Origin of the sequence: Actinomadura sp. HBU206391, assembly GCF_014323665.1 — a bacterium.
In the GTDB taxonomy this organism is placed as follows: domain Bacteria; phylum Actinomycetota; class Actinomycetes; order Streptosporangiales; family Streptosporangiaceae; genus Actinomadura_C.
Genome location: NZ_JABVEB010000034.1, coordinates 20521 through 44418, shown reverse-complemented (window position 1 = coordinate 44418; position 23898 = coordinate 20521). Strand labels below are relative to the sequence as shown.

Below are 23898 nucleotides of genomic sequence, written 5' to 3'. Positions count from 1 at the left end.
GGGAGGTGCTCTGCCGATGCCACCGGCGATGGTCATCGATATCCTTTCCGGATCGGAATGGGAAGGGCGGGCGGAGTTCCCTCCCGGGCCGCAGCTCGCGTGCGCACTTGCCGGACAGCGACTGAACGATCTGTCCGATGTGGAGCTGACCGAGCTGATGGCGGCCGCCCACCGCCAGACCTCCTGGGCACAGGCGCTGGAGCTGTCGGCGGTGGCCGAGCTGTCACGCCGACGCCACCATGACGATCACGGTCCGGCCGCCGCCGGGCACTGCACCTCAGAGATCCATGAGATCGTCACCGAAGAGGTCTCCCTCGCCCTCACCGTGACCGGTACGTTCGCGTCCGGGCTGGTCGTTCTGGCCGAACAGCTTGCCCAGCAACTCCGCCGCACCCGTGCCGCTCTGGAGAAGGGGCGCATCGACCTGCCTCGCTCCAAGGTCATCGCCGATGCCCTCCGCGGCCTCGACGACGCCCTTGCCGACTCGGTCGAGGCGGCGGTGATCGACGAGGCCACCGCGATGACCACTGCCAAGCTCCGCCACCGGGTGAGACGAGCGATCAAGGATGGAAACCCCGACGCCGCCGAGAAGCGCACCAGGGCCGCCGTCAAAGACCGTCGGCTGGAGTTGTTCGACAACAGCTCAGGTACCGGTGACCTGGCGTTGCGGGATCTGCCCGCAGAGGACGCCCACGCCGTCTACAACCGGATCAACGCCGCCGCTCAGGCTCTCAAAGCCGACGGAGACGAGCGGCCGATCGACATCCTCCGGGCCGACCTCACCCAGGCGCTCCTGCGCGGGCTGCCGCTCCCCGAGGCCGTCCGGCACATGCTCATCGAGCTCGCAGGCAACCTCGACCCGGGCAGGTCTCGACCGACCGGCCCCCACGACGACGGCACCCGCGATGATGGCTTCGCCGACCGGACCGGCACCCGCTCTCAACGGGAGACCGGGAGGCGGACGCCCGATGACGGCGGATCAATGGACGCCATCGAGCGGCGGATCGACGAAGCTCTTTCGCACAGCATCGATCAGCGCCTCAAGCGGCTGCTGCGCCAGGCCCGAACCGCCGGGCGCCTCGACGGCCTGGATCTGCTCATCGCCCAAGCCGTACAGGTCATGCACGACGGCCTGGCCGAGCTGAAGCACACCTGGTGCCGAACCACCGGGCCAAGGCCCGGAGCGGGGCCGGGCCCAGGAGCCCGGCCGACCCCCGGAGCCGGGCAAGGCGCCGGAGCAGGAGCGGACCCGGGAGCCGAGCCGAGGCCCGAAGAGCACGGCCACAGGGGCTACCGGCCACCTGCGGGAATGCGCCGGCTGATCGAACGGCGGCATCCCACCTGCGTCTTCCCCACCTGCAATCGCCAGGCCTCTCGTTGCGACATCGACCACACCATTCCGTGGCACAGAGGCGGACTTACGTGCCGATGTAATCTGTCGCCCTTGTGCAGGCGCCATCATCGGCTGAAACAACATCCTGGTTGGAAACTCCACCAACCGTGGCCGGGCCTCCTGGTGTGGATCACGCCCTCAGGCACATGGCACGTCGTCACACCCCAATGAGCCCGCCCGCCTCCCGGGCGACTCGGCCGTTCGGTTCGATCAACCGGTCCCCGGCGATGATGCACGCGTGCGCGACGTAACGCTCGACGTCGGGCCTCTCGACGTCAGGCCCGGAGGCGTGCCGCCGCGCAGCCTGAGCGCCGCGAGATCGAGTGCCGCCTGGGCGGGGGTGATCCCGGTGCGGTCCGCGGCCGCCAGTACGTCATCGACCGTTTCGCCGACGGCGTGGACCCGCGCGAGGGCCTCCTCGGCGGTGCTGTGGCGCAGTTCCACTGACAGGGCGTGGATGACCCCGCCTGCGCTGACGACGTAGTCGGGCACCCAGACGATCTTCCGCCGGTGCAGCAGGTCGGCGACGGCCGGGCCGGCCAGCTGATTGTTGGCCGGGCCGGCGACGGCCGCACAGCGAAGAGCGGGCACGACGTCCTCGGTGAGGACGCCGCCGAGTGCGGCCGGCACGAGTATGTCGACGTCCGCGGTGAGCGCCTCGTCAGGGCCGACCCACGTCGCGCCGAGCTCGGTGGCGAGCGCCTGCTTGGCCGGGTCGACATCACTGACGAGGAGCTCGGCCCGCTCCGCGGCGAGCAGGCGGGCCAGCCTTCCGCCCACGTTCCCGAGGCCGAGCAGCAGCAGGTCACGGCGGCGGCCCGCGTCGAGCACGGCGTCCGCGGGCACGGCGACGACGGTCTTGCCGCCGCCGTTGGGCAGCCCCGCGACGGCGCACTTACGGGTCATGGCGTCGGCCAGGAGCAGGGCGTCGGCGACGCCGTCCCGCCAGTCCGCGTAGCGCCAGATCCGGCAGCCGCCGACCGCCTGCCCGAGGACGGTCGAGTGCACGGCGACGATGACGGGAAGGCCGGAGCGCGACCCTCTGCGGATCACGACCTCCTCGTGGTCGAGTATCGACATGTCGGAGCCCTTCATCTGAGCGGTATCTCAGTCAGAGCATCGATCGACTGCCCGGAGAAGGGAATATCCATCGAACGAATGACCGGAATCGCTGGCAGACTGCCGCCCATGGACGAACTTGATTCGGAGATCATCCGGCTTTTGCAGACGGATGCACGACAGTCGAACCGGGAACTCGCCAGGCAGCTCGGCGTCGCTCCCTCGACCTGCCTCGAACGGGTGCGCGCCCTCACTCGGCGCGGGGTCATCCGCGGCTACCACGCGGACATCGATCTGGCGGCGCTCAACCGCGGCGTGCAGGCCCTCGTCAGCGTCCAGGTCCGCCCGCTCAGCCGCACCGTCATCGACACCTTCAAGGACAGCGTCAGCCGGTTCCCCGAGGTGATGTCGGTGTTCGTGCTGGCGGGCGGCGATGACTTCCTGCTGCACATCGCCGTACAGGATCTCGATCACCTGCACGGCTTCCTTCTCGACCGGCTCAGCATGCGCCGCGAGATCGTCGGCTTCCGCACCTCGGTGATCTACCAGCGGGTGCACAACACCGCGCTGAGCCGGCTTCCGGCACCGGCATCGGCCGGGACCTCATGAGGCGGTGGCGCAGAGGAACGGCGGCCACGGCGGTCACTGTGGGGCCCCGTCGTGGTGCTGGTCGACATCATCCTGCCGCTCCTGCGAGACGGCTCACCGCGGCCCTGGCTGGGCTGGACGGTACTGCTTCCCATCCCGTACATGGTGCTCCTCTGCGATGACCTCGATCACGGTGTCGGTGACGGCACGGAATCCGTGCCAGGTGTTCGGAGGCATGATCGCAATGTCACCTTCACGGCAGCGTCGGCGCTCGTCTCCGATGCGGACGAGGAGTTCCCCGCTCAAGACCCGCAGGACCTCGTCACCGGCGTGCAGATGTACAGCGCCGTGGTCATCGGCGGCCATGCGCCCGGAGGCGAGCAGCAGGCGGGTCAGGCCATTGTCGCGGCCTGCGAGAACACGGAAACCTGGTTCTTGAGGCACCTGGAACCGCTCGAACCATGTCATGGCCTCATCTCCGATTCTTCAGTTGACCACGGCGAGGACGAGCGGCAGCACCGCTGGAGCGCCGGCCTCACGCAGCAGCCGGGCCGCGACGGTCATGGTCCAGCCGCTGTCGATCCGGTCGTCGACCAGTAGCACCGGGCCGCCCAGGTCGGCGATCGCGGCGCGCAGCTCGTCCGGCAGCACCAGGGCGTCGGCCACCGACCGCAGGCGCTGGGCGCTGTTGTGCTGCCGTGCCATCGGCGGGCCCTGAGCGACGAGGTCCCCGAGGTACGGCAGCCGCCCGATCCCGGCGATCCGCCGCCCGAGATCGCCGACCAGCCGGGGCCGGGTGCGCGAGCCGACGCCCACGACGCCGGCCGGGCGCTGAGCCCAGTCCCACGCGCCCAGTACCTTCACGACCGCGTCGAACACCTCATCAGGCACCGGACCGTCCGGCTCGCCCTCCGCGAACATCTGCCGCAGGCGGTTGCCCCAGCCGATGTCGGTGAGCCGGCCGAGCGCCCGGCCCGGCTCTGCCATGACGCCGGCCGGGATGCGGCCGGAGAAACCGAGCTCCTTCATGCCGGTGGGCCACATCCGCCGGGGCGTCACCTCGACCCCGGGCCGGCGCAGCCGCTCGCGGGTGCGCGCGGCGCCCTGATCGGAGACGTCCACGGGCCAGTGCCGTCCCGTGCAGTTGTCACAGCGCCCGCAGGGCACCGCCTCGGGATCGTCGAGCCGGCGGCGCAGGAACTCCATCCGGCAGCCGTCGGTGGCGATGTAGTCGAGCATCGCCTGCTGCTCATGAGCGCGCTCGGCCGCCACCCGGGCGTAGCGGTCCCGGTCATAGCCCCACTCCCGGCCGGTGGCGACCCAGCCGCCGCGCACCCGCCGTACGGCGCCGTCGACGTCGAGGACCTTGAGCATCATCTCCAGCCGGCCACGGCTCAGGTCGACCCTCGGCTCCAGCGCGCCGGTCGACAGCGGGGTCTCGCCCAGCTCGGCGAGCGTCGCCCGGACGATCTGCTCGGGCGGGAAGGCCAGCCCGGCGAAGTAGGCCCAGATGTCGCGGTCCTCCACGCCCGGCAGCAGGATCACCTCGGCCCGCTCGACGCCCCGCCCGGCGCGGCCGATCTGCTGGTAGTAGGCCACCGGCGACTGCGGCGCGCCCACATGGACGATGAAGCCGAGATCGGGCTTGTCGAACCCCATGCCGAGCGCGCTGGTGGCGACGAGCGCCTTGAGCTTGTTGTCGAGCAGATCCTGTTCGGCCTGGAGCCGCTCCGCCTGCTCGGTCTGGCCCGAATACGCGGCGACCTCATACCCCCGGTCGCGCAGCAGCCCGGCCACGTCGTGCGCGGCCGCGACCGTCAGGGTGTAGACGATCCCCGAGCCCGGCAGCTCGCCGAGCCGGTCGGCCAGCCAGGTGAGGCGCTGCTCGGCCACCGGCAGCCGAACGACGGCCAGCCGCAGGCTCTCGCGTTCGAGCGCGCCTCGCAGCACCAGCGTCTCGCCCGCGTCGGCGGTGGCGAGCTGCTCGGCCACGTCGTGGGTCACCCGGGCGTTGGCGGTGGCGGTGGTGGCGAGCACGGGGATGCCCGGCGGAAGCTCGGCGAGCAGGGTGCGCAACCGCCGGTAGTCGGGCCGGAAGTCATGCCCCCAGTCGGAGATGCAGTGGGCCTCGTCGACGACGATCAACCCGGCGCCGGCGGCCAGCTTGGGGAGCACCTGGTCGCGGAAATCGGGATTGTTGAGCCGCTCCGGGCTGACCAGCAGCACGTCGACCTCGCCCGCCTCGACCTCGGCGAAGACCCGCTCCCAGTCCTCGGTGTTGGCCGAGTTGATCGTACGGGCGTGGATGCCCGCCCGGTCGGCGGCGTCGATCTGGTTGCGCATGAGCGCCAGCAGTGGCGACACGATCACGGTCGGCCCGGCGCCACGGCCGCGCAACAGCCGGGTCGCGACGAAGTAGACCGCCGACTTGCCCCAGCCGGTGCGCTGCACCACCAAGGCCCGCCTGCGGTCGACCACCAGCGCCCGGATCGCCGTCCACTGGTCGTCGCGCAGCCGGGCGTGCTCTCCGGCGAGGGCCCGCAGGCACCGCTCCGCCTCGACGCGCAGGCCATCGGCGGCTTCGGGCTCGGGCTCCTGGGAGAACTCCGTCTCGGTCATGTCCTCCTTGCTATCAGCCGCGCCGGACAACTCAGACCAGAAAACGCTGTTCGGAGGTACGGAAGTTCTCGCGCCGCCGGGGCCGCGGGCGTCAGAGCCTGCCGGCCTCGGCGAGCGCGAGCGCGTCGGCCGCGGCGCGCGTAAGGAGTACTGGCTGTCAGTCCGTGCTGTCTGTGTGGTCGGTGCCGCGATCGAGGATCGATTCGGCGTACGGGTCGAGCCCGCGGCCGTACGCGAACTCGGCCGCGAAGGCCGTCTCACCGAGTACGGCCCGGACACGGGCGGTGACGCGGTCGACGTCGCCGCGCTCGGCGGGCGGCAGCGGCGCTCCGACCCCGTCACGAGTCGCGGCGGCGGCGCCGAGCAGCCGGGCGGCCTCGGCGTGACCGCCCGCCAGAGCACGCGCACCGGCCAGCCCCTCCAGGGCCAGCGCGATCGCCCGCGGGTCACCGGTGCCGCGGGCCGCCTGCAGACCGCCGGTCTGCAGTGACACGGCGGCCTCGGCGTCACCGCGCAGCTCCGCGACGAACCCCAGCTCGGCCAGGATGAGGGCGATGCCCGCGGTTCCGCCGACGTCGCGCAGCCAGGGCAGCCAGGCGCGCAGGTGCGTCTCGGCGGTGCCGAGCTCACCCTGCCGCCTCGCCACGAGTCCCAGCCCGACCTCGGCGAACTCCTCCGCGGGCTTGCTGGACCGCCCGGCCGCCAGGCGCCTGGCCCGCTCGTGCAGCTCCCCGGCCGCCGCCAGGTCGCCGGTGAGCAGGGCGATCCGCCCGAGCCCGGACAGCCGGAACGACACCTCGGTCCACATGCCGAGGGCCTCTGCGACCCGCAGCCCCTCGGTGAGCAGCCCGGCGGCCTGTTCGTAGTCGCCGGTGATCTCGGCCCAGCGACCCAGCGCGTCCGTGGCCTCCAGCCGTCCCCACGCGTCGCCGAGCTCACGGAACAGCGTCAGGCTCTCCTCGGCGTCGCGTTTGAGCGCGGCGAGATCGCCGTGGACGATCGCCAGCTTGGCCCGCGTGCTGAGCGCGACGGCCGTGCCCCAGCGGTCGCCGAGCTCGCGGAAGGCCGCGAGGGCCCGGTCGACCCGGCTCTCGTTCACGGCCAGGTCGCCGTAGGCCCACAGGATGAAGCCGAGGAACCACTCCGCTCGGGCGCGGGCGCGCGGGTCGTCGACGTCGTCGTACAACTCCAGCGCCGCACGGCTCAGCTCCTCCGCCTCCGTCCCCTCGCCCGAGGCCATGGTCATGCCCGCCTGCCAAGTGACGGCCTCGGCCAGGGCGGCGGAGGAAACCGGGCGGGCACCGGGCGGGTGACTAACGTGCACCGCCGCTCGGCCGATCGACACGGCGCTCTCCAGCGACCGGCGGGCCTCGCGGTACCGGCCGCGCAGGAACCAGTACCAGCTCAGCGCGTTGACCAGGCGCAGGGCCAGTTCCGCTTCACCGTCGCGTACGGCGCCCTCCAGCGCCTCGCGCAGGTTCGCGCCCTCCCGGTCGAGACGCTCCAGCCACCTCGCCTGCTCGTGGCCGCGCAGGTGAGAGCAGGCTCTTTCGGCCAGCTCGGCGTAGTACCGGCCGTGCCGCCGCCGCAGCACATCGCCCTCGCCCGCCTCGTGCGACCTCTCGTGGCAGTACGCCGAGACCGACTCCAGCAGGCGGTAGCGGGGACCGGTGGCGTCCTCGGCGACCACGACGAGCGAGCGGTCGATGAGCCGGGCCAGCACGTCGAGCACCTCCGTGGAGCGCATGCCCTCCCCGGCGCAGACCTGCTCGGCGGCTTCGAGCGCGCAGCCGTCGGCGTGCACGGCCAGCCTTCGCAGCACGACGCGCTCGGGTTCGGTGAGCGGCTCCCAGCTCCAGTCGATCATCGCCCGCAGCGTCCGCTGCCGCGCAGGGGCGTCGCGTCTGCCGCCCGTCAGCAACCGGAACCGGTCGTCCAGCCTGGCGGCCAGCTCCCGTACACCGAGCGCCCGTACGCGGGTGGCCGCGAGCTCCAGCGCCAGCGGGATGCCGTCGAGGCGGGCGCAGATCGCGGCGACCGCCGGGGCGGTGGCCGCGTCGAGCGTGAAACCGGGCGCCGCGTCGGCGGCCCGTGCGGCGAACAGGCGTACGGCGCTGAACTCGCGCAGCGACTCGGGCCGTGCGGCCGCCGAAGGGCCGGGTGACTCCAGCGGGGGCACGGACTGCAGGCGTTCGCCGGCGATTCCGAGGGGCTCCCGGCTGGTCGCCATGATGCGCAGCCCGGGAACGGCGGCCAGCAGCCGTCCGGCCACGTTCGCGACGGCCTCGATCACGTGCTCGCAGTTGTCGAGTACGACCAGAAGCCGCCGGGTGCGCAACGCCTCGGCGAGCCGGTCGGCCGCGTCGGCGGCCGGCCCGCCGGGGTCGGCCTCGTCGCGCACACCGAGTGCCGCCGCCACCGCCTCGGCCAGGTCCGTGGTCGAGGACCGCCTCCTCAGCGCGCCGAGCTCGACGATCCATACGCCGTCGGGATGGTCGCCGGCGCTCTGTGCGGCCGCCTCCAGGGCGAGGCTGGTCTTGCCCACGCCTCCCGGGCCGGTGAGCGTGACCAGGCGACCGGCCGCCAGGAGCGCCCGGGTCTCGGCGACCGTCCGCTCCCTGCCGATGAGCTCGCCGAGCGCGGCGGGCAGGTTCGTACGGGGACCGGCCGCGGGCGGCGTGAGCGACGGGTCCTGCTGAAGAAGCGACCGGTGCAGCGCGACCAGCCCGGGGCCGGGGTCGAGGCCCTGGTCCTCGGCGAGTCCGCGCCGTAGCTCGGCGTAACTCGCGAGCGCCTCGCTCTGCCGTCCGGCGCGGTAAAGGGCGAGCAGGTACGCGGCGCGCAGCCGCTCGCGCAGCGGATGCCGGGCCACCAGGCCGGCCAGCTCACCGGCGAGCACGTCGTGCTCGCCCAGCTCCAGCCGCGCCTCGGCCTGCTCCTCCAGCGCGACCAGGCGCTGTTCCTCGAGGGCGAAGACCGCCTCACGGGCGAACTCCGCGTCGATGAAGTCGGCGAAGGCCGGGCCCCGCCACAGCGCCAGCGCGTCGGTGAGCAGCGCGGCCCTGGCGCGCGGATCGGCGCTCCGCCGGGCCCGCGCGGTCAGCGCGGCGAAACGGCCGGCGTCCACCGCGTGGGCGTCGGTCTCCAACGCGTAGCCGGGCGGTCGCGACACCACCAGCGCGCGGGTGCCCGGTTCGGCCTCGTCCAGAGTCCTGCGGAGCTGCGAGACCCTGGCCTGCAGGGTGCCGCGCGCGTCGCGCGGCGGCCGCGCGCCCCACAGGTCGTCGATCAGCCGGTCCGTCGAGACCGGCCGCCCCGGGTTCGTCAGCAGGTCGGCCAGCAGCGCCCGCACCTTCGCCTCGGGCACGCGTACGAGCCGTCCCGTCCCGCGCTCGTCGCCCTCGGCCCAGACCGCCAGCGGGCCCAGCACCCCGAAACGCATTGCGCCAGCGTAACCCTCCTCCCGAGGCCGGCCCGCAGCCGATCCGAGGCGATCCCGAAGGTCCGGTCCGCAGAGTGGACACCGGCAGGGGGCGACAGCCGCCGACAACGACGGGAGCACATGAATGTCGACGCACACTGGAGGCGACCGCGCGCCGGTCACGGTCATCGGCTTGGGCGCGATGGGCTCGGCGATGGCCGAGACCTTCCTGCGGGCAGGTCATCCGACGACGGTATGGAACCGTACGGCGAGCAGGGCCGATCCCCTGGTGGCCCAGGGTGCGGCACTCGCGGCCTCGCCCGCCGACGCACTCGCGGCTAGCGATCTCGCCGTCGTCAGCCAGGTGGACTACGAGGCGATGTACGACTCCCTCGGCCCGGCCGAGGGGGCGCTGAAGGGCCGGGTGCTGGTCAACCTCAGCTCGGGCACCCCGCAGGAGCTGCGCCGCGCGAGCGCGTGGGCGGCCGGGCACGGGGCCGAGCTGCTGCCCGGCGGGATCATGGTCCCGCCGCCCGGGATCGGGCGGCCGGGCGCGTACGTCTTCTACAGCGGGTCCGAGGCCGCCCTGGATCGTCACCGGCGGACTCTGGCGGCGCTGGGCACGCCCACCTACGTCGGCGCAGACGCCGGGCTGGCGATGCTCTACTACCAGGCGATGCTCTACGTCTTCTGGTCGGGCCTGAGCAGCTATTTCCACGCCGCCGCCCTGGTGGGCACGGCGGGGGTGCCGGCCAAGGAGCTCCTCCCCTTCGTCTCGGGCATGTTCGCTGACCTGTCCTCCGACGGGCCGATGGGCTTCCTGCGGCAGCTCACCGGCGAGATCGACGCCGGCGCCTACCCAGGGGAGTTCAACAACCTCCGGATGCAGGCCGTCGGAATGGATCACATCGTGCACGCCAGCCGCGACGCCGGCCTCGACACCGGGGTGCCCGAGGCGCTCAAGGAGCTCTTCGAACGCGCCGTGGAGCGGGGTCACGGATCCGAGGGGCTGACCAGCGTCATCGAGGTGATCAAAGAGCCGAAGCGCTGATGTGCCGGGCGGCCTGTCCCCCGCGACTCCACGCCGAGAACGGGCCGCCCGCGCCCGCTCGAACACCCGATCGAAAATGTCGGTGCTCGGCGGTACGTTCCTGCCATGTACCGACAGGGAGACATTCTCATCCTGCCCGTCGCGGCCGGAGCCGTGCCCGACGAGGTGCGCACGCTGACCCCGGCGCAGCGCGACGGCCGAGGCCGCCTGGTGCTGGCGCTCGGCGAGATGACCGGCCACGCGCACGCCCTCCACGCGCCCGGTGAGCTGCTGCGCGACCCCGACCCGCTGAGCCCCGACCACCTGCACCTGCCCTCCGGCGGGCGCCTCGTCCACGAGGAGCACGCCGCGATCTCGCTGCCCAAGGGGTGGTACCGGGTCGTGCGCCAGCGCGAGTACGTCCCCGGCGCCGTCCGGGTCGTCGCCGACTAGTCCCCCACAGGAGCCTTCTCATGAGCACACTCGTGGCACAGGACTGGCACGCGGTGGCCTTCGCCACCGGGCCGGCCGACCGCGCCGGGGCCGAGGCGGGGATCCGTTCGGCCTACGAGGCGGCCGGGCTCACCGGTCCGGAATGGTTCGTCTGGGTGCCGTCACCGGCGCACGGCGCGGTCACCGCCGCTTTGCTGACCGATCGGCAGCGAACCCTGGCCACCCTGCGGCCCGCCGAACTCGCCTGCTCGGCCGCATCGGCCGAACCCGTGCGGGACCAGATCGACCCGGGGCCCAGCGTGCGCGACGCCGTACGGACGCTGCCCTGGGAGGCCGCGCGGACTGCGGCGTTCCGCGAACTGGGCCCCCGGGAGTGGGGCCGGATGTGGGCCCGGACCGGCGGCGGCCTGTGGGACCAGGTCAACGTGCTGGTCAACCGGATCCGCCAGGGCATCGGCGAACTGCGCATCGGAGATCTGGCCGGCGACGACGGCCGCGGGGTCAGGCGCGGAATCGAGGTTCCGGCCGGCGACGGCAGCGCCACCGCCCTGCTGCGCGCCGTCACGCTCGACGCGGTGCTGGGGCAGCACGACGCCCCGTGGCTGGCGGCGTTCGACGCGGTGGACGGCCTCGGCCGCCTCGCGGGAGTGGCCGGGGCGGCCCGGTCGGCGGGCTGGTGGTGGCCGTACCAGCGCGTCGCGATCGTCTCCGAACGCCCCGTCGAACTGCACCGCGACGAACCGGGCCGCCTGCACCGGGGCGACGGCCCGGCCCTGTGCTACCCGGGCGGCTTCGCGCTGCACGCGTGGCGCGGCATGCCGATGCCCGCGGACTTCACCGCCACGCTGTCCGGGCTGACGAGCGAGCGCATCGCCGCGGAGACCAACGCCGAGATGCGCCGGGTGATGCTGGAGCACTACGGCTACGACCGCTACCTGGCCGAGACCGGCGCGAAGCCCGTGCATCGGGACGAGGCGGGCGTGCTCTGGCGGATCGACCTGCCCGGCGACGAGCCGGTCGCGATGGTCGAGGTGGTCAACTCGACGCCCGAGCCCGACGGCACGAGCCGCACCTACTACCTGCGCGTGCCACCGCGGATGAGAACCGCTCACGAAGGCGTGGCGTGGACGTTCGGCCTGTCCGCCGACGACTACCGGCCGGAGAAGCAGACGTGAGCGCCGACGCCTTGACGGCTAATCCGCGGGCGAAGGTCTGGCGCGCGATCACCGAACCCGAGCAGTTGCGCGTGGTTCGTGCAGATCCTCGACGGCGCGCCGCCATATTCTCACGGCGCCATCGCCGTCTACTGCAGCAACCCGTCCTGCGGCAACAGCCAGGCCGTGGCGACGAGACTGGAGAAGCTCGGATACACAGGCGTCCGGAAGTACCGCGAGGGCATCCAGGACTGGGTCGAGGCAGGCCTGCCGATCGAGACCGGTGTCCCCGCCTAGCCATCAGGGAGCGTTCATTCCGTTGGCACCCGGTTCGCCGGGCCAACGGAATGACGCCCAAGGTCACCGGCCAGGCCGGCGGCCGGGATGCGTTCCAGGACGCCTCCCGCGAAGACGTCGTACAGCCCGAGCGGCTCCAGGTGCACATAGCCGATATGGCAGTCGCATTGCTCCAGCGGACAACCACGGGGCCGGAGCGCGGCGCGGAACGAGCCGTCATAGAGGTTGCCGAGCACGGCCGGCACGAAATGGCAGCGCCGCACCGTGCCGTCGCCGTCCACCGAGACCACGCTGTCCCCCGTACGGCACGGCAGCCCGCGGCTGCGGTGCGCGTGGCGGCTGTGGCCGAACAGCGGATCGACCTCCGCCCACCCGGCGGCCTCGGCGTCGGTGTAGAGGTGTCCCTCGGCGGCGTTGACCCACAGATAGGTCTCGGCCGGCAGATCCGCCCGCAGCCGCCGGGCCGCGGGCAGGTGCTCGGCGAGCCCGACGACCCCCACGCTGTGACGTACGCCGCGCGCCGACAGTTCGCGGCACTTGCCGAGGAAACGCTCGTACGGCACCTGATCGGGGTGGTAGGTGGCCCACAGCGCCAATCGGGACAGGTCCGCCTCGGCCGTCCAGTCCAGCCGGTGACTCAGGTTGGTCTGGATCGCGGCACGGCGCACGTGCGGCAGCCGGCTCAGCTCCACCAGGGCATGGCGGTACCACGACCGGACGAGGCCCTCGCCCCACGGCGTGAACAGCACCGAGACGTCGTGGGGCTGCTCGGCCACCCAGCCGGTGAAGCGCCGCAGGGCGGCCCGGTCGGCGCGCAGCTGCTCCGGGGTGTCGCGGCGCTTGGCGAACGGGCAGTACGGGCAGTCGAAGTCGCAGCTGGCAAGCGGCCCCCGGTAGAGGATCGTCAGGTGCTCCATCAGCGCGCCTCGTAGGAGTCCATGAGCGCCCGCACCCGCGGGGAGAACAGTGCCGGTCCGATCGCGTCGGAGTGCGCCAGCCCCTCGGCGGTGAGCCGGATCGAACCGGTCTCGTGCTCCAGCCAGCCGAGACCGGCGAAACCGTCCAGCTCTGCGGCGAAGTCGGCGGCCGCGTCAGTGCCGAAGATCCGCGTGTAGGCCGCCGTCTCGAGACCGTCGGCCTGCAGCAGCGACTGGATCAGATGGCGCCGCCGGCGCTCGTCGTCGTCCAGCTCGAATCCCACGCGCGCGAAGCCGAACTCCTGTTCCCGTACGTAGTCGTCGATGATGCCCCGCACCTGCCCGGCCCCGACCGCGTACTCGAAGGAGTAGTGCAGGTCGCGGGTGTAGGAGCGCGCTCCGCAGCCGAGGCCCACCATGCCGTCGGTCTGGCAGCAGTACTCCGTGCCGCCCGCGCCGGTGCCGGGCCGCCGGAACATGCGCATGGACACCTGTTCGTAGCCGAGGCCGAGCAGGTGGTCGCGGCCGATCCGGTAGAGCTCCAGCCGCTGGTCGTCCCACTCTCTGGGGCGCCGGCCGAGCCCGGTGAGCGGCCGGACGTAGAGCGGGTAGAGGTACAGCTCCTCGGGTTCCCAGGCCAGAGCGGCGTCGAGCGAGTACAGCCAGGACGCCGGCGTCTGACCGTCGATGCCGTAGATCAGGTCGATGTTGAGCCTCTCGAAGCCGACCGCGCGGATGCGGTCGAGCGCAGCCTCGACCTCGGCGCGCCTCTGCGGTCGTACGGCGGCGCGCGTCTCGCTGTCGACGAAGCTCTGCACCCCGATGGAGACGCGGGTGGTGCCGCGCTCGGCGAGCACGGTCAACCGGTCGGTGGTCGCCGTGGCCGGGGAGGTCTCCACGCCCAGCGGAACCGCACCGAGGTCGGCGAACCGGCATGCGAGATCGCAGAGCCGCTCGAGCTCGGCCGCGGTGAGGTAGGTCGGGGTGCCGCCGCCGAAGGCCGCGGTGGCGAAGCGCGCCTCGCCGAGGGCGTCGCCGACCGCCGCCGCCTGCCGCTCCAGCGCGTCCAGATAGGCCGTGGTCAGCTCCTCGGGCGCGCCGGTGCGGGTGAACAGGTTGCAGAAGCCGCAGCGCATCTCACAGAACGGCACGTGCAGGTAGAGGAACAGGGCGTCGCGTGGCTCCGTCGCCCACACGTCCGCCAGCCGGGGCCGTGGATCGAGCAAGCGGTAGGCGGTCTTGTGCGGGTAGGCGTAGACGTACCCCTGGTACGGGCTGGTGCGGTCGGAACCCTGCGGCAGGGCGAGGGTGGTCATGTCAGCAGGAACTCCCCGTACGGAACCGTCCACACCACCTCGTGCCCGATCCGGTGGCCGGTGTGGCCGTCGTCGTCGTACGCGGTGCCGTGGTCGGAGCAGATGATGACAAGGCAGGGACGGCGCATCAGATCGAAGAGCCGGCCGATGTACCGGTCGACGTATTCGAGCGCGGCGGCGTGGGTGTCGCGGGAGTCCCCGCCGGCGCGTGTGGCACCCGCGCGGTAGAACCAGTTGGGCTGGTGCAGTGCGGCCACGTTGACCAGCATGAACAGCCGCCGGTCGGCGGGCTGCCGCGCCATCACCCGCTCGACCTGGGCGATCTGGTTCTCCAGCGAGGCGGGGTCGGTGACGCCGCACTCCGGCGTCCAGTGGCTCTCGGCGAACAGCGCCGGAAGGGCGGAGCCGAGCGGGGTGAGCTTGTTGAAAAAGCCCACTCCCCCGACGCACACGGTGTGGTAGCCGGCCTTGCCGAGGCCCGCGGGCAGGTCGGCGGCGTCGAACACCCATGTGCCGTCGCCGGTGCTCTCACTGCCGGCGAACCGCGCGGCGAACAGCCTCGGATGCGGGCCGGGCCCGGCCGGCGTGGGCAGGAACCCCGCGAGGAAGGCCGCATGCGCCGCGTAGGTGAAACTGCCCGGCGTGTGCCGCCGCTCCCACCGCCCGCCCGGCAGGTGATGGGTGAGAGTGGGGGTACGGCCCGCGGCCGCGAGTTCGGCGGCGACGTCGTAGCGCAGCGTGTCGAGGGTCACCAGCAGCACGTCGTGGCCGCCGATGAGGGCGTTCATGTCACGGCTCGCACCGGGGCCGGCATCGCGGTCGGCATCGCGGTCGGCATCGCGGTCGGCATCGCAGCTCGCGGCACGGCTCACGTCGGGGGCGGTATCGCGGTTCAGCTGACGGCTCACGTCGCGCACGCGGGCTTCCTCCTGGTCAGGGCCGCTTCGACCTGGACGGTATAGGTGTCCTTGCCCTCGGCCGCGCTCCCCGGCAGGCCGGTGAGACCGGGCAGCAGATCGCCGAAGGCGTTGACCTCGGCGACCGCGAGCCGCCGCCAGCCGATGCCGATGAGCAGGTCGACCCCGACCATGAGGCTGCGCGGGAAGCAGGCGGCTGCCCGTGCGCAGACGTCGAGAGCGCGCTGCCAACCGGCCGGGCCGAGGGCCGAGCGCACCGCGTCGAGGTCGCCGCGGACCCCGCCGAGATGCAGGTTGGTCATCGGGTTGTCGCTCGCCCGCACGACCGCGTGGGTCGGCGTGCCGTCGACCACGACCACCCGGAGGTCGATGACCCGCCCGCCGACGGCGGCCTTGGGGATCCACCGCTCGACGTGCAACCCGTCGGGCGCGAGGGCGTCGACCAGCGCGGCCACCTCACGCTCGGTGCCGTAGGACCGGACCCGTAGCGAGTTGTGCAGGCCGCGCGGGCCGGCGACGGCGGAGGTCACCGCCTTGACCCGGCCCGGCGCCGTCTGCAGGGCGACCACTCCGGACGCCGACGACCCGTGGGCCGGCTTGACGAACACCCGGCGCCATCCGGCCTCGCGCATCCGTGCCCGCAGCTCGTCATGGCCGTGCACCTCGGGCAGCGCGGGCGGCACCGGTACCCCGGCCGCCTGGAGACGGGCGTGACAGCGGCGCTTGTCGAACATCACGGCGATCTCGCCGGCGTCGCCGAGCATCTCGGCCTGCCCGGCCGCGGCGCCGATCCGGCGCAGTGCGCCGGTGAAGGTGCGGTGCCACCGCGCACCGCCGCCGACCCGGGCCGGATCGCCGGGGCCGCGCAGCAGGGCGTCGGCCTCCGGGTCCTCACCCGGTGAGTCGACGCGCAGCAGCGTGCCGGGGGGCATGGCGAACTCCCGGCCGCGCAGCACGTCGCACCACGGGATGAGGTACGGGTCGGGCAGGCCGGCGGACCGGCAGGCCATGGCGAACACCTCCGTCCGGCGGTCGCCGGGGGTGCCCACCACGGTGAAGGTCATTCCGAGACCGCCACGTAGCGCCACTCGTCGCGTGGTCGCTGGTGCTCGCTGAGATCGACGTCGACGTCCGGCAGCGCGGCGCGCACCCGCTTCACCATCTCGTCGCCGAGGAAGTGATGGTGCAGGTCGAGCCGCTTCAGATGGGTGAGCGGCTGGCCCGACAACAGCGCCTCGGCACCCTCGTCGGTCAGCACGCCCATGGCCAGGCTGAGCGACTCCAGGCCCGCGACGACGGGCGCGCCGGCGACGGCGGCGGCGATCTCGTCCTGGATCTGACTGTTCTGCAGGCCGAGGTGGCGCAGGGCGGGCAGCCGCTCGCCGGTGAGGAGCGGCGCGAGGTCGGCCACGGTGGCGTCGCCCGAGTAGTCGTCGACGCCCAGCCACAGCTGGAGGTGCTCCAAGGCGGGCAGGTCGCTCGCCCCGACCGCCCGGACGACACCGGCAGGCAGACCGCCCGCCTCGAAGCGCAGGGTCGTGAGGGTCTCGTTGCGCACGGGGTCGAGCGCAAGCCCGGTGCCACCCCGTACTTCCAGCCGCTCCAGGCGCGGGAAGGCCGTCAGCAGCGGCGTGATGTCGGACTGCTCGATCCACGAGATCTCCGCCTCCTCGGAGACGATGTCGCCGAGGAAGAGGGAGCGCAGGTTCGGCAGCCGCTCGGCGGCGCCGGTGAGCAGCGCGGCCGGATCCGCGGCGCCGTCGTCGTAGGAGGCCCCCCAGAAGCCGATGACCAGCGCGGTGACCTCGGTCGTGTCGACCGCCGTCAGGAAGTCCTGGAAGACCTCGTCGAAGTCGACCCCCTCGAACTCCGTCGCGATCCGCCACGCCACCGGCCGGTCCGGCGGGGTCACGGCATCGGTGCCGTCCGTGGGGAAGTCCAGGACGGGGAGTCCCGCGAACTCGGTGAGGTGCTCATATATGGACACCGGCTGTATCCCTCCTGAGATTCGGTGGGATACGTCCTATCAGGGGCCGGGGACAGAACATGCGGGAAACGGCGCACCGCCACGAAGACGCCGGCCCGGCCGGGCGGGTGCCCGGCCGGGCCGGGCCGGCGGAATCGCCGAGCGCCGGTGTCGAACGGCGGTGTCGAACGGCGGGTCAGGCCGCCGGGATCACCGAGCCCGCGTACTTCTGCTCGATGAACTTCTTGACCTCGGCCGACCGCAGCAGCTCGACCAGCTTCTTCACCCGCGGGTCGGTGGCGTTCTGCGGCAGCGTGACGATGCCGTTGGCGTACGGGTTGCCCTCGGCCTTCTCCAGCGCCAGCGAGTCCTTGGCCGGCGAAAGGTCGGTCTCGAGGGCGTAGTTACCGTTGATCACCGCGAGGTCGACGTCGGCGACCGAGCGGGGCAGCTGAGCCGGCTTCAGCGGCTTGAACTTCAGCCCCTTCGGATTGGTCGCGATGTCCCGCTCGGTGGCGCTCTGCGGCGCACCCGGCTTGAGGGTGAGCAGGCCGTTGTCGGCGAGCAGCTTGAGCGACCGGCCCAGGTTGGCGGGGTCGTTCGGCACCGCCACCGTCCCGCCGCCGCGCACCGACCGCAGGTCCGTGACCTTCTTGGAGTAGACGCCGAGCGGTTCGATGTGCACCGGCGCGACGAACGTCAGCTTGACGCCCTTGTCCTTCTCGAACTCCTCCATGAACGGCACGTGCTGGAAGTAGTTGGCCTGGACCTGGCCCTCCTGGAGTGCCGTGTTCGGCTGTACGTAGTCGGAGAACTCGACGATCTCGAGCTTCAGCCCGGCCTTCGCCGCCAGTTCGTCCTTGACGTACTTCAGGATCTCGCCGTGCGGCACCGGGTTGACGGCGACCTTGAGCGCCGCGGCCGGGTCGTCGGCCTTGGCGGACACGCCCGAGTCGGAGGAGCCGCACGCGGTGAGCCCCGCGAGCAGTCCGACGGAGGCCAGCGCGATTGTGATCTTGCGTAGCACGAAGAGTGCCTTCCTTTGTTCCGTACGGGAATCTCCCGCACGTCGTTCACTGATGGATGGGTGGACGGGCGCGTCGCGCGAGGCGGTCCTATCTGCGGGACAGCCGCCTGGCGGCGAGGTCGCCGATCATCTGGACGACCTGCACGAGGACGATGAGCAGCACGACGGTGGCGACCATGACCTCGGTCTCGAACCGCTCGTAGCCGTAGCGGACCGCCACGTCGCCGAGCCCTCCGCCGCCGACGGTGCCGGCCATGGCGGAGTAGCCGATGAGCGCGATCACCGTGACCGTCAGGCCGGCCACGAGGCCGGGCCGGGCCTCGCGGAGCAGGACCTTCACGACGATCTCGCGGACCGAGGCGCCCATGGCCTTGGCCGCCGCGACCACGTCGCGGTCGACCTCGCGGAGCGCGGTCTCGACGAGCCGGGCGTAGAACGGGATCGCGCCCACGGTGAGGGGCACGATGGCGGCCGTGCTCTCGATGGTGGTGCCGACGACCAACCGGGTGAAGGGCATCAGCGCGATCAGCAGGATGATGAACGGAAGGGACCTGCCGACGTTGACGATCGCGCCCAGCACCCGGTTGACCAGCGGCGCCGCCAGCAGGCCGCCCCGGTCGGTGAGCACCAGCAGCACGCCGAGCAGCAGCCCGAACACCGCCGTCAGCAGCGTGGCGACCCCGACCATGTAGAGGGTGTCGACGGTCGCGTCCCTCAGCAGCGGTGCCATCTCGCTCCAGCTCATTTCGCCGCCTCCTCGACCGTCAGGCCGGCCTTGCGCAGGAACGCCAGGTGCGGGGCGTTGTCCTCCGGGCCGCCCGCCAGCTCGATGCGCAGGCGGCCGACCGGCGCCCCGCCGACCGTCTCGACGGCCCCGGCGAGGATGTTGACGTCGACGGCGTGCTCCCTGGCCAGGGTCGAGATGACCGGCCGGGCGGTGGCGTCCCCGACGAACGTCACGTCGATCACGGTGGCGCCGGCGCGCCGGGGCGCGGGTGGCAGCGGGAACAGGCCGCGGGCCAGCTCGGACCCGGGCCGGGCGAGCAGTTCCCGTAGCGGACCCGACTCGGTGAACCGTCCCTCCCGCATCAGCGCGGCCGAGTCGCAGATCCGCTTCACGACGTTCATCTCGTGGGTGATGAGCAGGATGGTGAGACCGAGGTCGCGGTTCAGCCGCCGCAGCAGCTCCAGGATCGAGTCGGTGGTCTCCGGGTCGAGGGCCGAGGTCGCCTCGTCGGACAGCAGCACCTTGGGCTCGCCGGCAAGGGCCCGCGCGATGCCGACACGCTGCTTCTGCCCGCCGGATATCTGCGCCGGGTGGGCCTTGGCATGATCGGTCAGGCCGACCAGGTCCAGCAGCTCGGCGACGCGCCGGGCGCGCTCGGCACGGGGAACCCCCATGACCTCGAGCGGGAAGGCCACGTTGCCGGCGACCGTACGGGAGCCGAGCAGGCCGAAGTGCTGGTGGATCATGCCGATGCCCTGTCTCGCCCGCCGGAGCTCGCCGCCCGATAGGGCGGGCAGCTCCCGCCCCGCCACGGCCACGCGGCCCTCGTCGGGGCGTTCCAGGAGGTTGACGCAGCGCAGCAGCGTGCTCTTGCCCGCGCCACTGCGGCCGAGCACGCCGAAGACCTCGCCCTCGCGCACGTGGAGGTCGACGCCGTCGACGGCGGTCACCACGCGCCCTTGCGAGCGATAGGTCTTCCTGAGTTTTTCGATCTGAATCACAGGGATTGTCCCAAGCAGGCGTCAGCCGGCACAGGCCGGCGGCAGACGAACGGAAAGACGGTCAGGTCAAAGAGGCGGCAGAGCCGCGGTTCAAGAGAGACCGGTTCAGCAGTTCCCTGGCGGGAAGGGCGTGTGGCTCAGCAGATGAAGAACGAAGAACATGTGCTCACGGGGTCGCGGTTCGCTCACTTCGGGGCGTGAGGCTTGACGAGCAGGGGCCCTCAGAAGGCACACATTCGACAACACCGCATCGCCCGCATGGTCTGCGGGCGGCGCATGGAGCAGCGCGGAGCGGCGGTCATGCCATTAGTAAAGCAGAGTGCGGCTACTGTCCCAAAATCTCCGGCGGGTCATCCCCGTCACGTCCCTCACCTGGTCCGGCGCCCTTGGCGCGGGTCACCGCGTCTCGGCGGGCAGCGGCGGGGTACCGGCGGGAAGCCTGCGGTGCCCGGTGGCCTGTTCGTACGCGTGGCCCATTCCGAGCAGACCGGGCTCGCTGTACGGCAGGCCCAGCAACTCCACCCCGACCGGCAGACCGTCCGCGGTGAAGCCCGCCGGGACGCTCAACGCCGGGAACCCGCTGTAGCCCGCGAGCCGGCAGTTCGCATAGGGCTGCGTGGTGCCGACGGTGGTCGCCGGCCGGGTGATGGACGGATACAGGAGCGCGTCCAGGTCGTGGTCGCGCATCAGCGCCTTCAGCCCGTCCTGGAGGATCCCCCGCTGCCGCAGCTTCTCGTCGTAGGCGTCGTTCGGCAGCGCCGGGCTGCCGACCCATGCCTTCAGCGTCGACAGCACGGTCGGGGTCACCTGGCCCGAGGTGGCGATGTCGGCCAGCGTGATCTCGTCGTACGGCGGTTCCAGGCCGGCCAGCTCGCTCGGGCGGCCTCGCGCGGCGGCCAGGTAGGCGTTCAGGTCGCGCTCGAACTCGTCGCGGACCCGGTTGGCCCCCGCCGCGGCGGCGAGCAGCTCCGGCTGAGGGCCGAGCTCCACCGTCCGCGCTCCCTGGCGCACCATGTCATCGGCGGCGGCGCGTACGAGGTCGGTCGTGGGCTGCTCCTCCGCCGAGGCGCCGAAGTAGTCCGTGAAGATCCCGATGCGCTTGCCGCGCAGAGCGTTCCCGCGCAGTGCCGGGAGGTAACTGCGCGGAATCCTGCCGATGGACTCCCTGGTCACCGGGTCCTTCGGGTCATGGCCCACGGTCGCGTCGAGGATCAGCGCGACGTCGCGCACGGACGTGGCCAGCGGCCCGGCCGTGTCCTGGGTGCCGGCCAGCGGTGCGACGCCGTCGCGGCTGGACAGGCCGAGCGTCGGCCGGAGCCCCACGAGGTTGTTGTGCGCGGCCGGGATCCGGATGGAGCCGCAGGTGTCGGTGCCCATGCCCGCGGGCGCGAAGCCGGCCCCGACGGCGGCGCCCGTGCCCCCGCTCGATCCGCCCGGATGCCGGGTCTGGTCGTACGGATTGCGCGTCTGGCCGCCGAGCGAGCTGATCGTGTAGATGTTCATCGCGAACTCGTGCATGTTGGTCTTGGCGAGGACGATTGCCCCGGCCGCACGCAGCCGCCGTACCTGCTCCGCGTCGTCACGCGGCCTCAGGTCGCGCAACGCCACCGATCCGCTCGTCGTCGGCATGTCGGCGGTGTCGAAGTTGTCCTTCACCACGATGGGAATGCCGTGCAGAGGGCCGCGGATCCGGCCCGCCCTGCGCTCGGCGTCGAGCCGTGCCGCCTCGGCCTGCGCCCGCTGGTTCACCGCGATGACGGCGCTCAGGCCCGGCTGGTCGCCGTAGGCGTGGTCATAGGCCTCGATCCGCCGCAGGTACTCCCGTACCAGCTGCACCGACGTGAGCCTGCGGTGCTTCAGCAGCACGCGGAGCTCGTCCAGGCCAAGTCCGGCGACCTGCGGCGGCGCGGAGGGCCGGTGCGGCGACGCGTCGGCCGCGGGAGGGGTCACGAGGGTTCCGGACAGGCCCGCCGCCGTGACGAGGGCGATCACACGGCGGAGCCTGCGTGCCGACGGAGCGTTGCCCATGAAGATCCTTTCCCAACGGCCTGCCCTCGACGGTAAAGATCTTTTGTTTCTGTTCCGTTGCGGTTCGGTCTCGCCTGTATCGCCGTGATCGTCTGTATCGCCGTGATCGCCCCCGATCACGCCGAGGGGCGGGGCCTACCATGGGCGCATGCGGCGTCCGCTGATCATCGGCCTCGCGGTCACCGTCGTCCTCGTGGGCTGGGCCGTGACCCTGACCGAGAAGTACCGGGACTTCGTACGGGACGACATCCCCTACCCCGCCATCTCCGCGCCGCCGGGCATGAAGCCCGTGGCATGGAGTTACTTCGGCTTCGGCGTGCCGGCCGAATGGCGGGAGGAACACTCGGACGGGCCCTCGACCACCTGGACCGACCCGGCGGGCATCACTCTGTCGGGCGGCGTCTACACGATCCTTCACTGCCCGGCGCGAGATCGCCCCGAGCCCCTGCCGGCCACCATGACCGAACGCGGCATCCGGCTCGACAAGGCCGTCCCCCTCACCGTCAAGGGCGCCGCCGGCGGCTGGCGCTACGACCTGACGGGTGGGGTCCGAGGCGATCAGACGATGGTGCAGGTGTGGCTGCCGAAGTGCGAGAAGCGGCTCACGCTCGATATCTACGCTTCGCGCGGCGTCGCCGATCGGATCATCGGCACCCTGGTCGCCCAGGAACGCAAGGAAGCGAGCTGACCGCGCACCCGTACGGCCGCGGGGCTAAGCGTCGGCCCGCCGCAGGATGTCCGGCGTCAGGTCGCCTGGCCGGACGACCCCCGACAGCGCCAGCGTCAGCTCGAACTCGGCCATGAGACAGCGCAGCACGTGCTGCACGCCGGCCTCGCCCGCGAGCCCCAGACCATAGACGTAGGGCCGGGCGATCAGTACCGCACGCGCGCCGAGCGCCAGGGCCTTCACCATGTCGGAACCGCTGCGGATGCCGCTGTCGAAGAGCACCGTGATCTGCTCCCCGACCGCTGCGACCACGTCCGGCAGCACGTCGAGCGATGCGACGGCCCCGTCCACCTGACGCCCGCCGTGGTTGGACACGATCACTCCGTCCATCCCCGCATCGGCCGCCTGCCGCGCGTCATCGGCGTGCTGGATGCCCTTGAGCACGATCGGGCCGTCCCAGTGCTCGCGCAGGAATCCGAGATCGTCCCAGGTGAGCGCGGGATTGCCGAAGTTCGCGGCCCAGTGCATGATCGCCGCGGCCCGATCGGCGTCGAGCGAGCCGCCGATGCCCTTCAGGAAAGCCGGGTCCGAGAAGTAGTTGGCCACCCCGATGCCGCGCAGGAACGGCAGGAACGCCTGATCGAGATCACGGGGACGCCAGCCGAGGATCGAGGTGTCGAGCGTGACCACCAGCGCCGTGTAACCCGCCGCCTTCGCCCGTCCGAGGAAGCTCGCCGCGATCTCGGGGTCCTTCGGCCAGTACAACTGGAACCATCGCGGGCCGTCGCCGGAGGCCTCCGCTACCTCCTCGATGGTGTGCGACGCGGCCGAGCTGAGCACCATCGGCACGCTCAGCGCGGACGCCGCACGCGCCACCGCCGGCTCACCGCCCGGATGCACGATCGAGAGCACGCCCACGGGGCCGAGCAGCACCGGAGCCGGCAGCGACGCGCCGAGCACCTCCACGGCGACATCGCGTACGGCCACGTCGCGCAGCATGCGAGGCACGATCCGCCACCGGTCGAACGCCGCCCGGTTCGCCCGCGCGGTCGCCCCGCCGCCCGCGGAACCGGCCACGTAGCCGTGCGCGCCCGGCGACAGCCGCTTCCTCGCGAGCCGCTCCAGCCGGGTGAGGTCGGTGGGCAACCCAGGGAGCACGTCCCCGAGCCCGTTGAGGTAGATCTCGTTCTGGAAATCGGCGGGCGAGCTCATCAGGGCGCCTCCTCCATCGTGACGTGCACGCCCATTGTGATCGCTGGGACGCATGAGAGCCACGCCGGGGGCGCGGTCCGTACGTATCTGTCTCCGGGACACGGAA

At 72.1% G+C, this 23898-nt stretch carries 21 protein-coding genes; 7 read left to right on the top strand and 14 right to left on the bottom strand.

Going from position 1 to position 23898, the window contains the following annotated elements; all coding sequences use genetic code 11:
* Nucleotides 1-16: 16 nt before the first annotated feature.
* On the top strand, nucleotides 17-1564 hold the full coding sequence (locus tag HKK72_RS14260) for an HNH endonuclease signature motif containing protein (RefSeq protein ID WP_187234823.1): 1548 nt from the start codon (nucleotides 17-19) through the stop codon (nucleotides 1562-1564).
* 39 nt (nucleotides 1565-1603) lie between these two features.
* Here HKK72_RS14260 and HKK72_RS14255 read toward each other — a convergent pair whose 3' ends face one another.
* A complete protein-coding gene (locus HKK72_RS14255; protein ID WP_222720688.1) occupies nucleotides 1604-2488 on the bottom strand; it encodes a Glu/Leu/Phe/Val dehydrogenase dimerization domain-containing protein in 885 nt (294 codons plus the stop codon).
* Between the two features lie 93 nt (nucleotides 2489-2581).
* Here HKK72_RS14255 and HKK72_RS14250 point away from each other — a divergent pair, with 93 nt between their 5' ends.
* A complete protein-coding gene (locus HKK72_RS14250; RefSeq protein ID WP_187234822.1) occupies nucleotides 2582-3061 on the top strand; it encodes an Lrp/AsnC family transcriptional regulator in 480 nt (159 codons plus the stop codon).
* A gap of 93 nt (nucleotides 3062-3154) precedes the next feature.
* On the opposite strand, the gene HKK72_RS42730 is transcribed toward HKK72_RS14250, so the two are convergent.
* The 3 genes from HKK72_RS42730 to HKK72_RS14235 all read right to left on the bottom strand — a co-directional run bounded on the left by HKK72_RS42730 (nucleotide 3155) and on the right by HKK72_RS14235 (nucleotide 9101).
* Nucleotides 3155-3406 (bottom strand): cupin domain-containing protein, encoded by a 252-nt coding sequence (locus HKK72_RS42730; protein WP_410050301.1) that lies wholly within the window; start codon nucleotides 3404-3406, stop codon nucleotides 3155-3157.
* Between the two features lie 120 nt (nucleotides 3407-3526).
* Entirely contained in the window at nucleotides 3527-5659 is a 2133-nt protein-coding gene (locus HKK72_RS14240) for a RecQ family ATP-dependent DNA helicase (protein ID WP_187234820.1), read from the bottom strand.
* Between the two features lie 157 nt (nucleotides 5660-5816).
* Nucleotides 5817-9101 (bottom strand): BTAD domain-containing putative transcriptional regulator, encoded by a 3285-nt coding sequence (locus tag HKK72_RS14235; protein WP_187234819.1) that lies wholly within the window; start codon nucleotides 9099-9101, stop codon nucleotides 5817-5819.
* A gap of 124 nt (nucleotides 9102-9225) precedes the next feature.
* On the opposite strand from HKK72_RS14235, the gene HKK72_RS14230 reads away from it, so the two are divergent.
* The 4 genes from HKK72_RS14230 (at nucleotide 9226) to HKK72_RS14215 (ending at nucleotide 12014) form a co-directional block, all read left to right on the top strand.
* The gene (locus HKK72_RS14230) at nucleotides 9226-10131 is read left to right on the top strand and encodes an NAD(P)-dependent oxidoreductase (RefSeq protein WP_187234818.1); all 906 of its coding nucleotides are present in this window, start codon (nucleotides 9226-9228) and stop codon (nucleotides 10129-10131) included.
* Between the two features lie 105 nt (nucleotides 10132-10236).
* Nucleotides 10237-10563: a hypothetical protein gene (locus HKK72_RS14225; protein WP_187234817.1), complete on the top strand. Its 327-nt coding sequence runs from the start codon at nucleotides 10237-10239 to the stop codon at nucleotides 10561-10563.
* Nucleotides 10564-10583: 20 nt separating this feature from the next.
* A complete protein-coding gene (locus HKK72_RS14220; protein WP_187234816.1) occupies nucleotides 10584-11738 on the top strand; it encodes a DUF6745 domain-containing protein in 1155 nt (384 codons plus the stop codon).
* Between the two features lie 78 nt (nucleotides 11739-11816).
* Entirely contained in the window at nucleotides 11817-12014 is a 198-nt protein-coding gene (locus HKK72_RS14215; RefSeq protein WP_261986809.1) for a rhodanese-like domain-containing protein, read from the top strand.
* 14 nt (nucleotides 12015-12028) lie between these two features.
* On the opposite strand, the gene HKK72_RS14210 is transcribed toward HKK72_RS14215, so the two are convergent.
* From HKK72_RS14210 to HKK72_RS14170, 9 genes are all read right to left on the bottom strand, one after another.
* On the bottom strand, nucleotides 12029-12931 hold the full coding sequence (locus tag HKK72_RS14210) for an STM4011 family radical SAM protein (RefSeq protein WP_187234815.1): 903 nt from the start codon (nucleotides 12929-12931) through the stop codon (nucleotides 12029-12031).
* Entirely contained in the window at nucleotides 12931-14247 is a 1317-nt protein-coding gene (locus HKK72_RS14205) for an STM4012 family radical SAM protein (RefSeq protein ID WP_187234814.1), read from the bottom strand. Before HKK72_RS14205 ends, HKK72_RS14210 begins: the two co-directional genes overlap by 1 nt.
* Nucleotides 14244-15035, bottom strand: coding sequence for an STM4013/SEN3800 family hydrolase (locus HKK72_RS14200; RefSeq protein ID WP_187234831.1), 792 nt, complete (start codon nucleotides 15033-15035; stop codon nucleotides 14244-14246). Before HKK72_RS14200 ends, HKK72_RS14205 begins: the two co-directional genes overlap by 4 nt.
* Nucleotides 15036-15151: 116 nt before the next feature.
* Entirely contained in the window at nucleotides 15152-16228 is a 1077-nt protein-coding gene (locus tag HKK72_RS14195; protein WP_187234813.1) for an STM4014 family protein, read from the bottom strand.
* A complete protein-coding gene (locus HKK72_RS14190; protein ID WP_187234812.1) occupies nucleotides 16225-17151 on the bottom strand; it encodes an STM4015 family protein in 927 nt (308 codons plus the stop codon). Before HKK72_RS14190 ends, HKK72_RS14195 begins: the two co-directional genes overlap by 4 nt.
* Before the next feature lie 175 nt (nucleotides 17152-17326).
* A complete protein-coding gene (locus HKK72_RS14185) occupies nucleotides 17327-18157 on the bottom strand; it encodes a MetQ/NlpA family ABC transporter substrate-binding protein (RefSeq protein ID WP_187234811.1) in 831 nt (276 codons plus the stop codon).
* Between the two features lie 88 nt (nucleotides 18158-18245).
* A complete protein-coding gene (locus tag HKK72_RS14180) occupies nucleotides 18246-18902 on the bottom strand; it encodes a methionine ABC transporter permease (protein WP_187234810.1) in 657 nt (218 codons plus the stop codon).
* Nucleotides 18899-19885, bottom strand: a complete 987-nt coding sequence (locus HKK72_RS14175; RefSeq protein WP_187234809.1) for a methionine ABC transporter ATP-binding protein — start codon at nucleotides 19883-19885, stop codon at nucleotides 18899-18901. Before HKK72_RS14175 ends, HKK72_RS14180 begins: the two co-directional genes overlap by 4 nt.
* 396 nt (nucleotides 19886-20281) lie before the next feature.
* Complete coding sequence (locus HKK72_RS14170; RefSeq protein WP_187234808.1) at nucleotides 20282-21913, bottom strand: amidase; 1632 nt, start codon at nucleotides 21911-21913, stop codon at nucleotides 20282-20284.
* 148 nt (nucleotides 21914-22061) lie between these two features.
* On the opposite strand from HKK72_RS14170, the gene HKK72_RS14165 reads away from it, so the two are divergent.
* Entirely contained in the window at nucleotides 22062-22601 is a 540-nt protein-coding gene (locus HKK72_RS14165; protein WP_187234807.1) for a hypothetical protein, read from the top strand.
* Between the two features lie 24 nt (nucleotides 22602-22625).
* Here HKK72_RS14165 and HKK72_RS14160 read toward each other — a convergent pair whose 3' ends face one another.
* On the bottom strand, nucleotides 22626-23792 hold the full coding sequence (locus HKK72_RS14160) for an alpha-hydroxy-acid oxidizing protein (RefSeq protein WP_187234806.1): 1167 nt from the start codon (nucleotides 23790-23792) through the stop codon (nucleotides 22626-22628).
* Between the last annotated feature and the right edge of the window lie 106 nt (nucleotides 23793-23898).

Coding starts and splice junctions, on each gene's coding strand:
- HKK72_RS14205 (WP_187234814.1), bottom strand. CDS start 14,247: ATGACCACCCTCGCCCTGCCGCAGGGTTCCGACCGCACCAGCCCGTAC.
- HKK72_RS14210 (WP_187234815.1), bottom strand. CDS start 12,931: ATGGAGCACCTGACGATCCTCTACCGGGGGCCGCTTGCCAGCTGCGAC.
- HKK72_RS14225 (WP_187234817.1), top strand. CDS start 10,237: ATGTACCGACAGGGAGACATTCTCATCCTGCCCGTCGCGGCCGGAGCC.
- HKK72_RS14260 (WP_187234823.1), top strand. CDS start 17: ATGCCACCGGCGATGGTCATCGATATCCTTTCCGGATCGGAATGGGAA.
- HKK72_RS14230 (WP_187234818.1), top strand. CDS start 9,226: ATGTCGACGCACACTGGAGGCGACCGCGCGCCGGTCACGGTCATCGGC.
- HKK72_RS14195 (WP_187234813.1), bottom strand. CDS start 16,228: ATGACCTTCACCGTGGTGGGCACCCCCGGCGACCGCCGGACGGAGGTG.
- HKK72_RS14235 (WP_187234819.1), bottom strand. CDS start 9,101: ATGCGTTTCGGGGTGCTGGGCCCGCTGGCGGTCTGGGCCGAGGGCGAC.
- HKK72_RS14240 (WP_187234820.1), bottom strand. CDS start 5,659: ATGACCGAGACGGAGTTCTCCCAGGAGCCCGAGCCCGAAGCCGCCGAT.
- HKK72_RS14165 (WP_187234807.1), top strand. CDS start 22,062: ATGCGGCGTCCGCTGATCATCGGCCTCGCGGTCACCGTCGTCCTCGTG.
- HKK72_RS14255 (WP_222720688.1), bottom strand. CDS start 2,488: ATGAAGGGCTCCGACATGTCGATACTCGACCACGAGGAGGTCGTGATC.
- HKK72_RS14160 (WP_187234806.1), bottom strand. CDS start 23,792: ATGAGCTCGCCCGCCGATTTCCAGAACGAGATCTACCTCAACGGGCTC.
- HKK72_RS14220 (WP_187234816.1), top strand. CDS start 10,584: ATGAGCACACTCGTGGCACAGGACTGGCACGCGGTGGCCTTCGCCACC.
- HKK72_RS42730 (WP_410050301.1), bottom strand. CDS start 3,406: ATGGCCGCCGATGACCACGGCGCTGTACATCTGCACGCCGGTGACGAG.
- HKK72_RS14180 (WP_187234810.1), bottom strand. CDS start 18,902: ATGAGCTGGAGCGAGATGGCACCGCTGCTGAGGGACGCGACCGTCGAC.
- HKK72_RS14170 (WP_187234808.1), bottom strand. CDS start 21,913: ATGGGCAACGCTCCGTCGGCACGCAGGCTCCGCCGTGTGATCGCCCTC.
- HKK72_RS14200 (WP_187234831.1), bottom strand. CDS start 15,035: ATGAACGCCCTCATCGGCGGCCACGACGTGCTGCTGGTGACCCTCGAC.
- HKK72_RS14250 (WP_187234822.1), top strand. CDS start 2,582: ATGGACGAACTTGATTCGGAGATCATCCGGCTTTTGCAGACGGATGCA.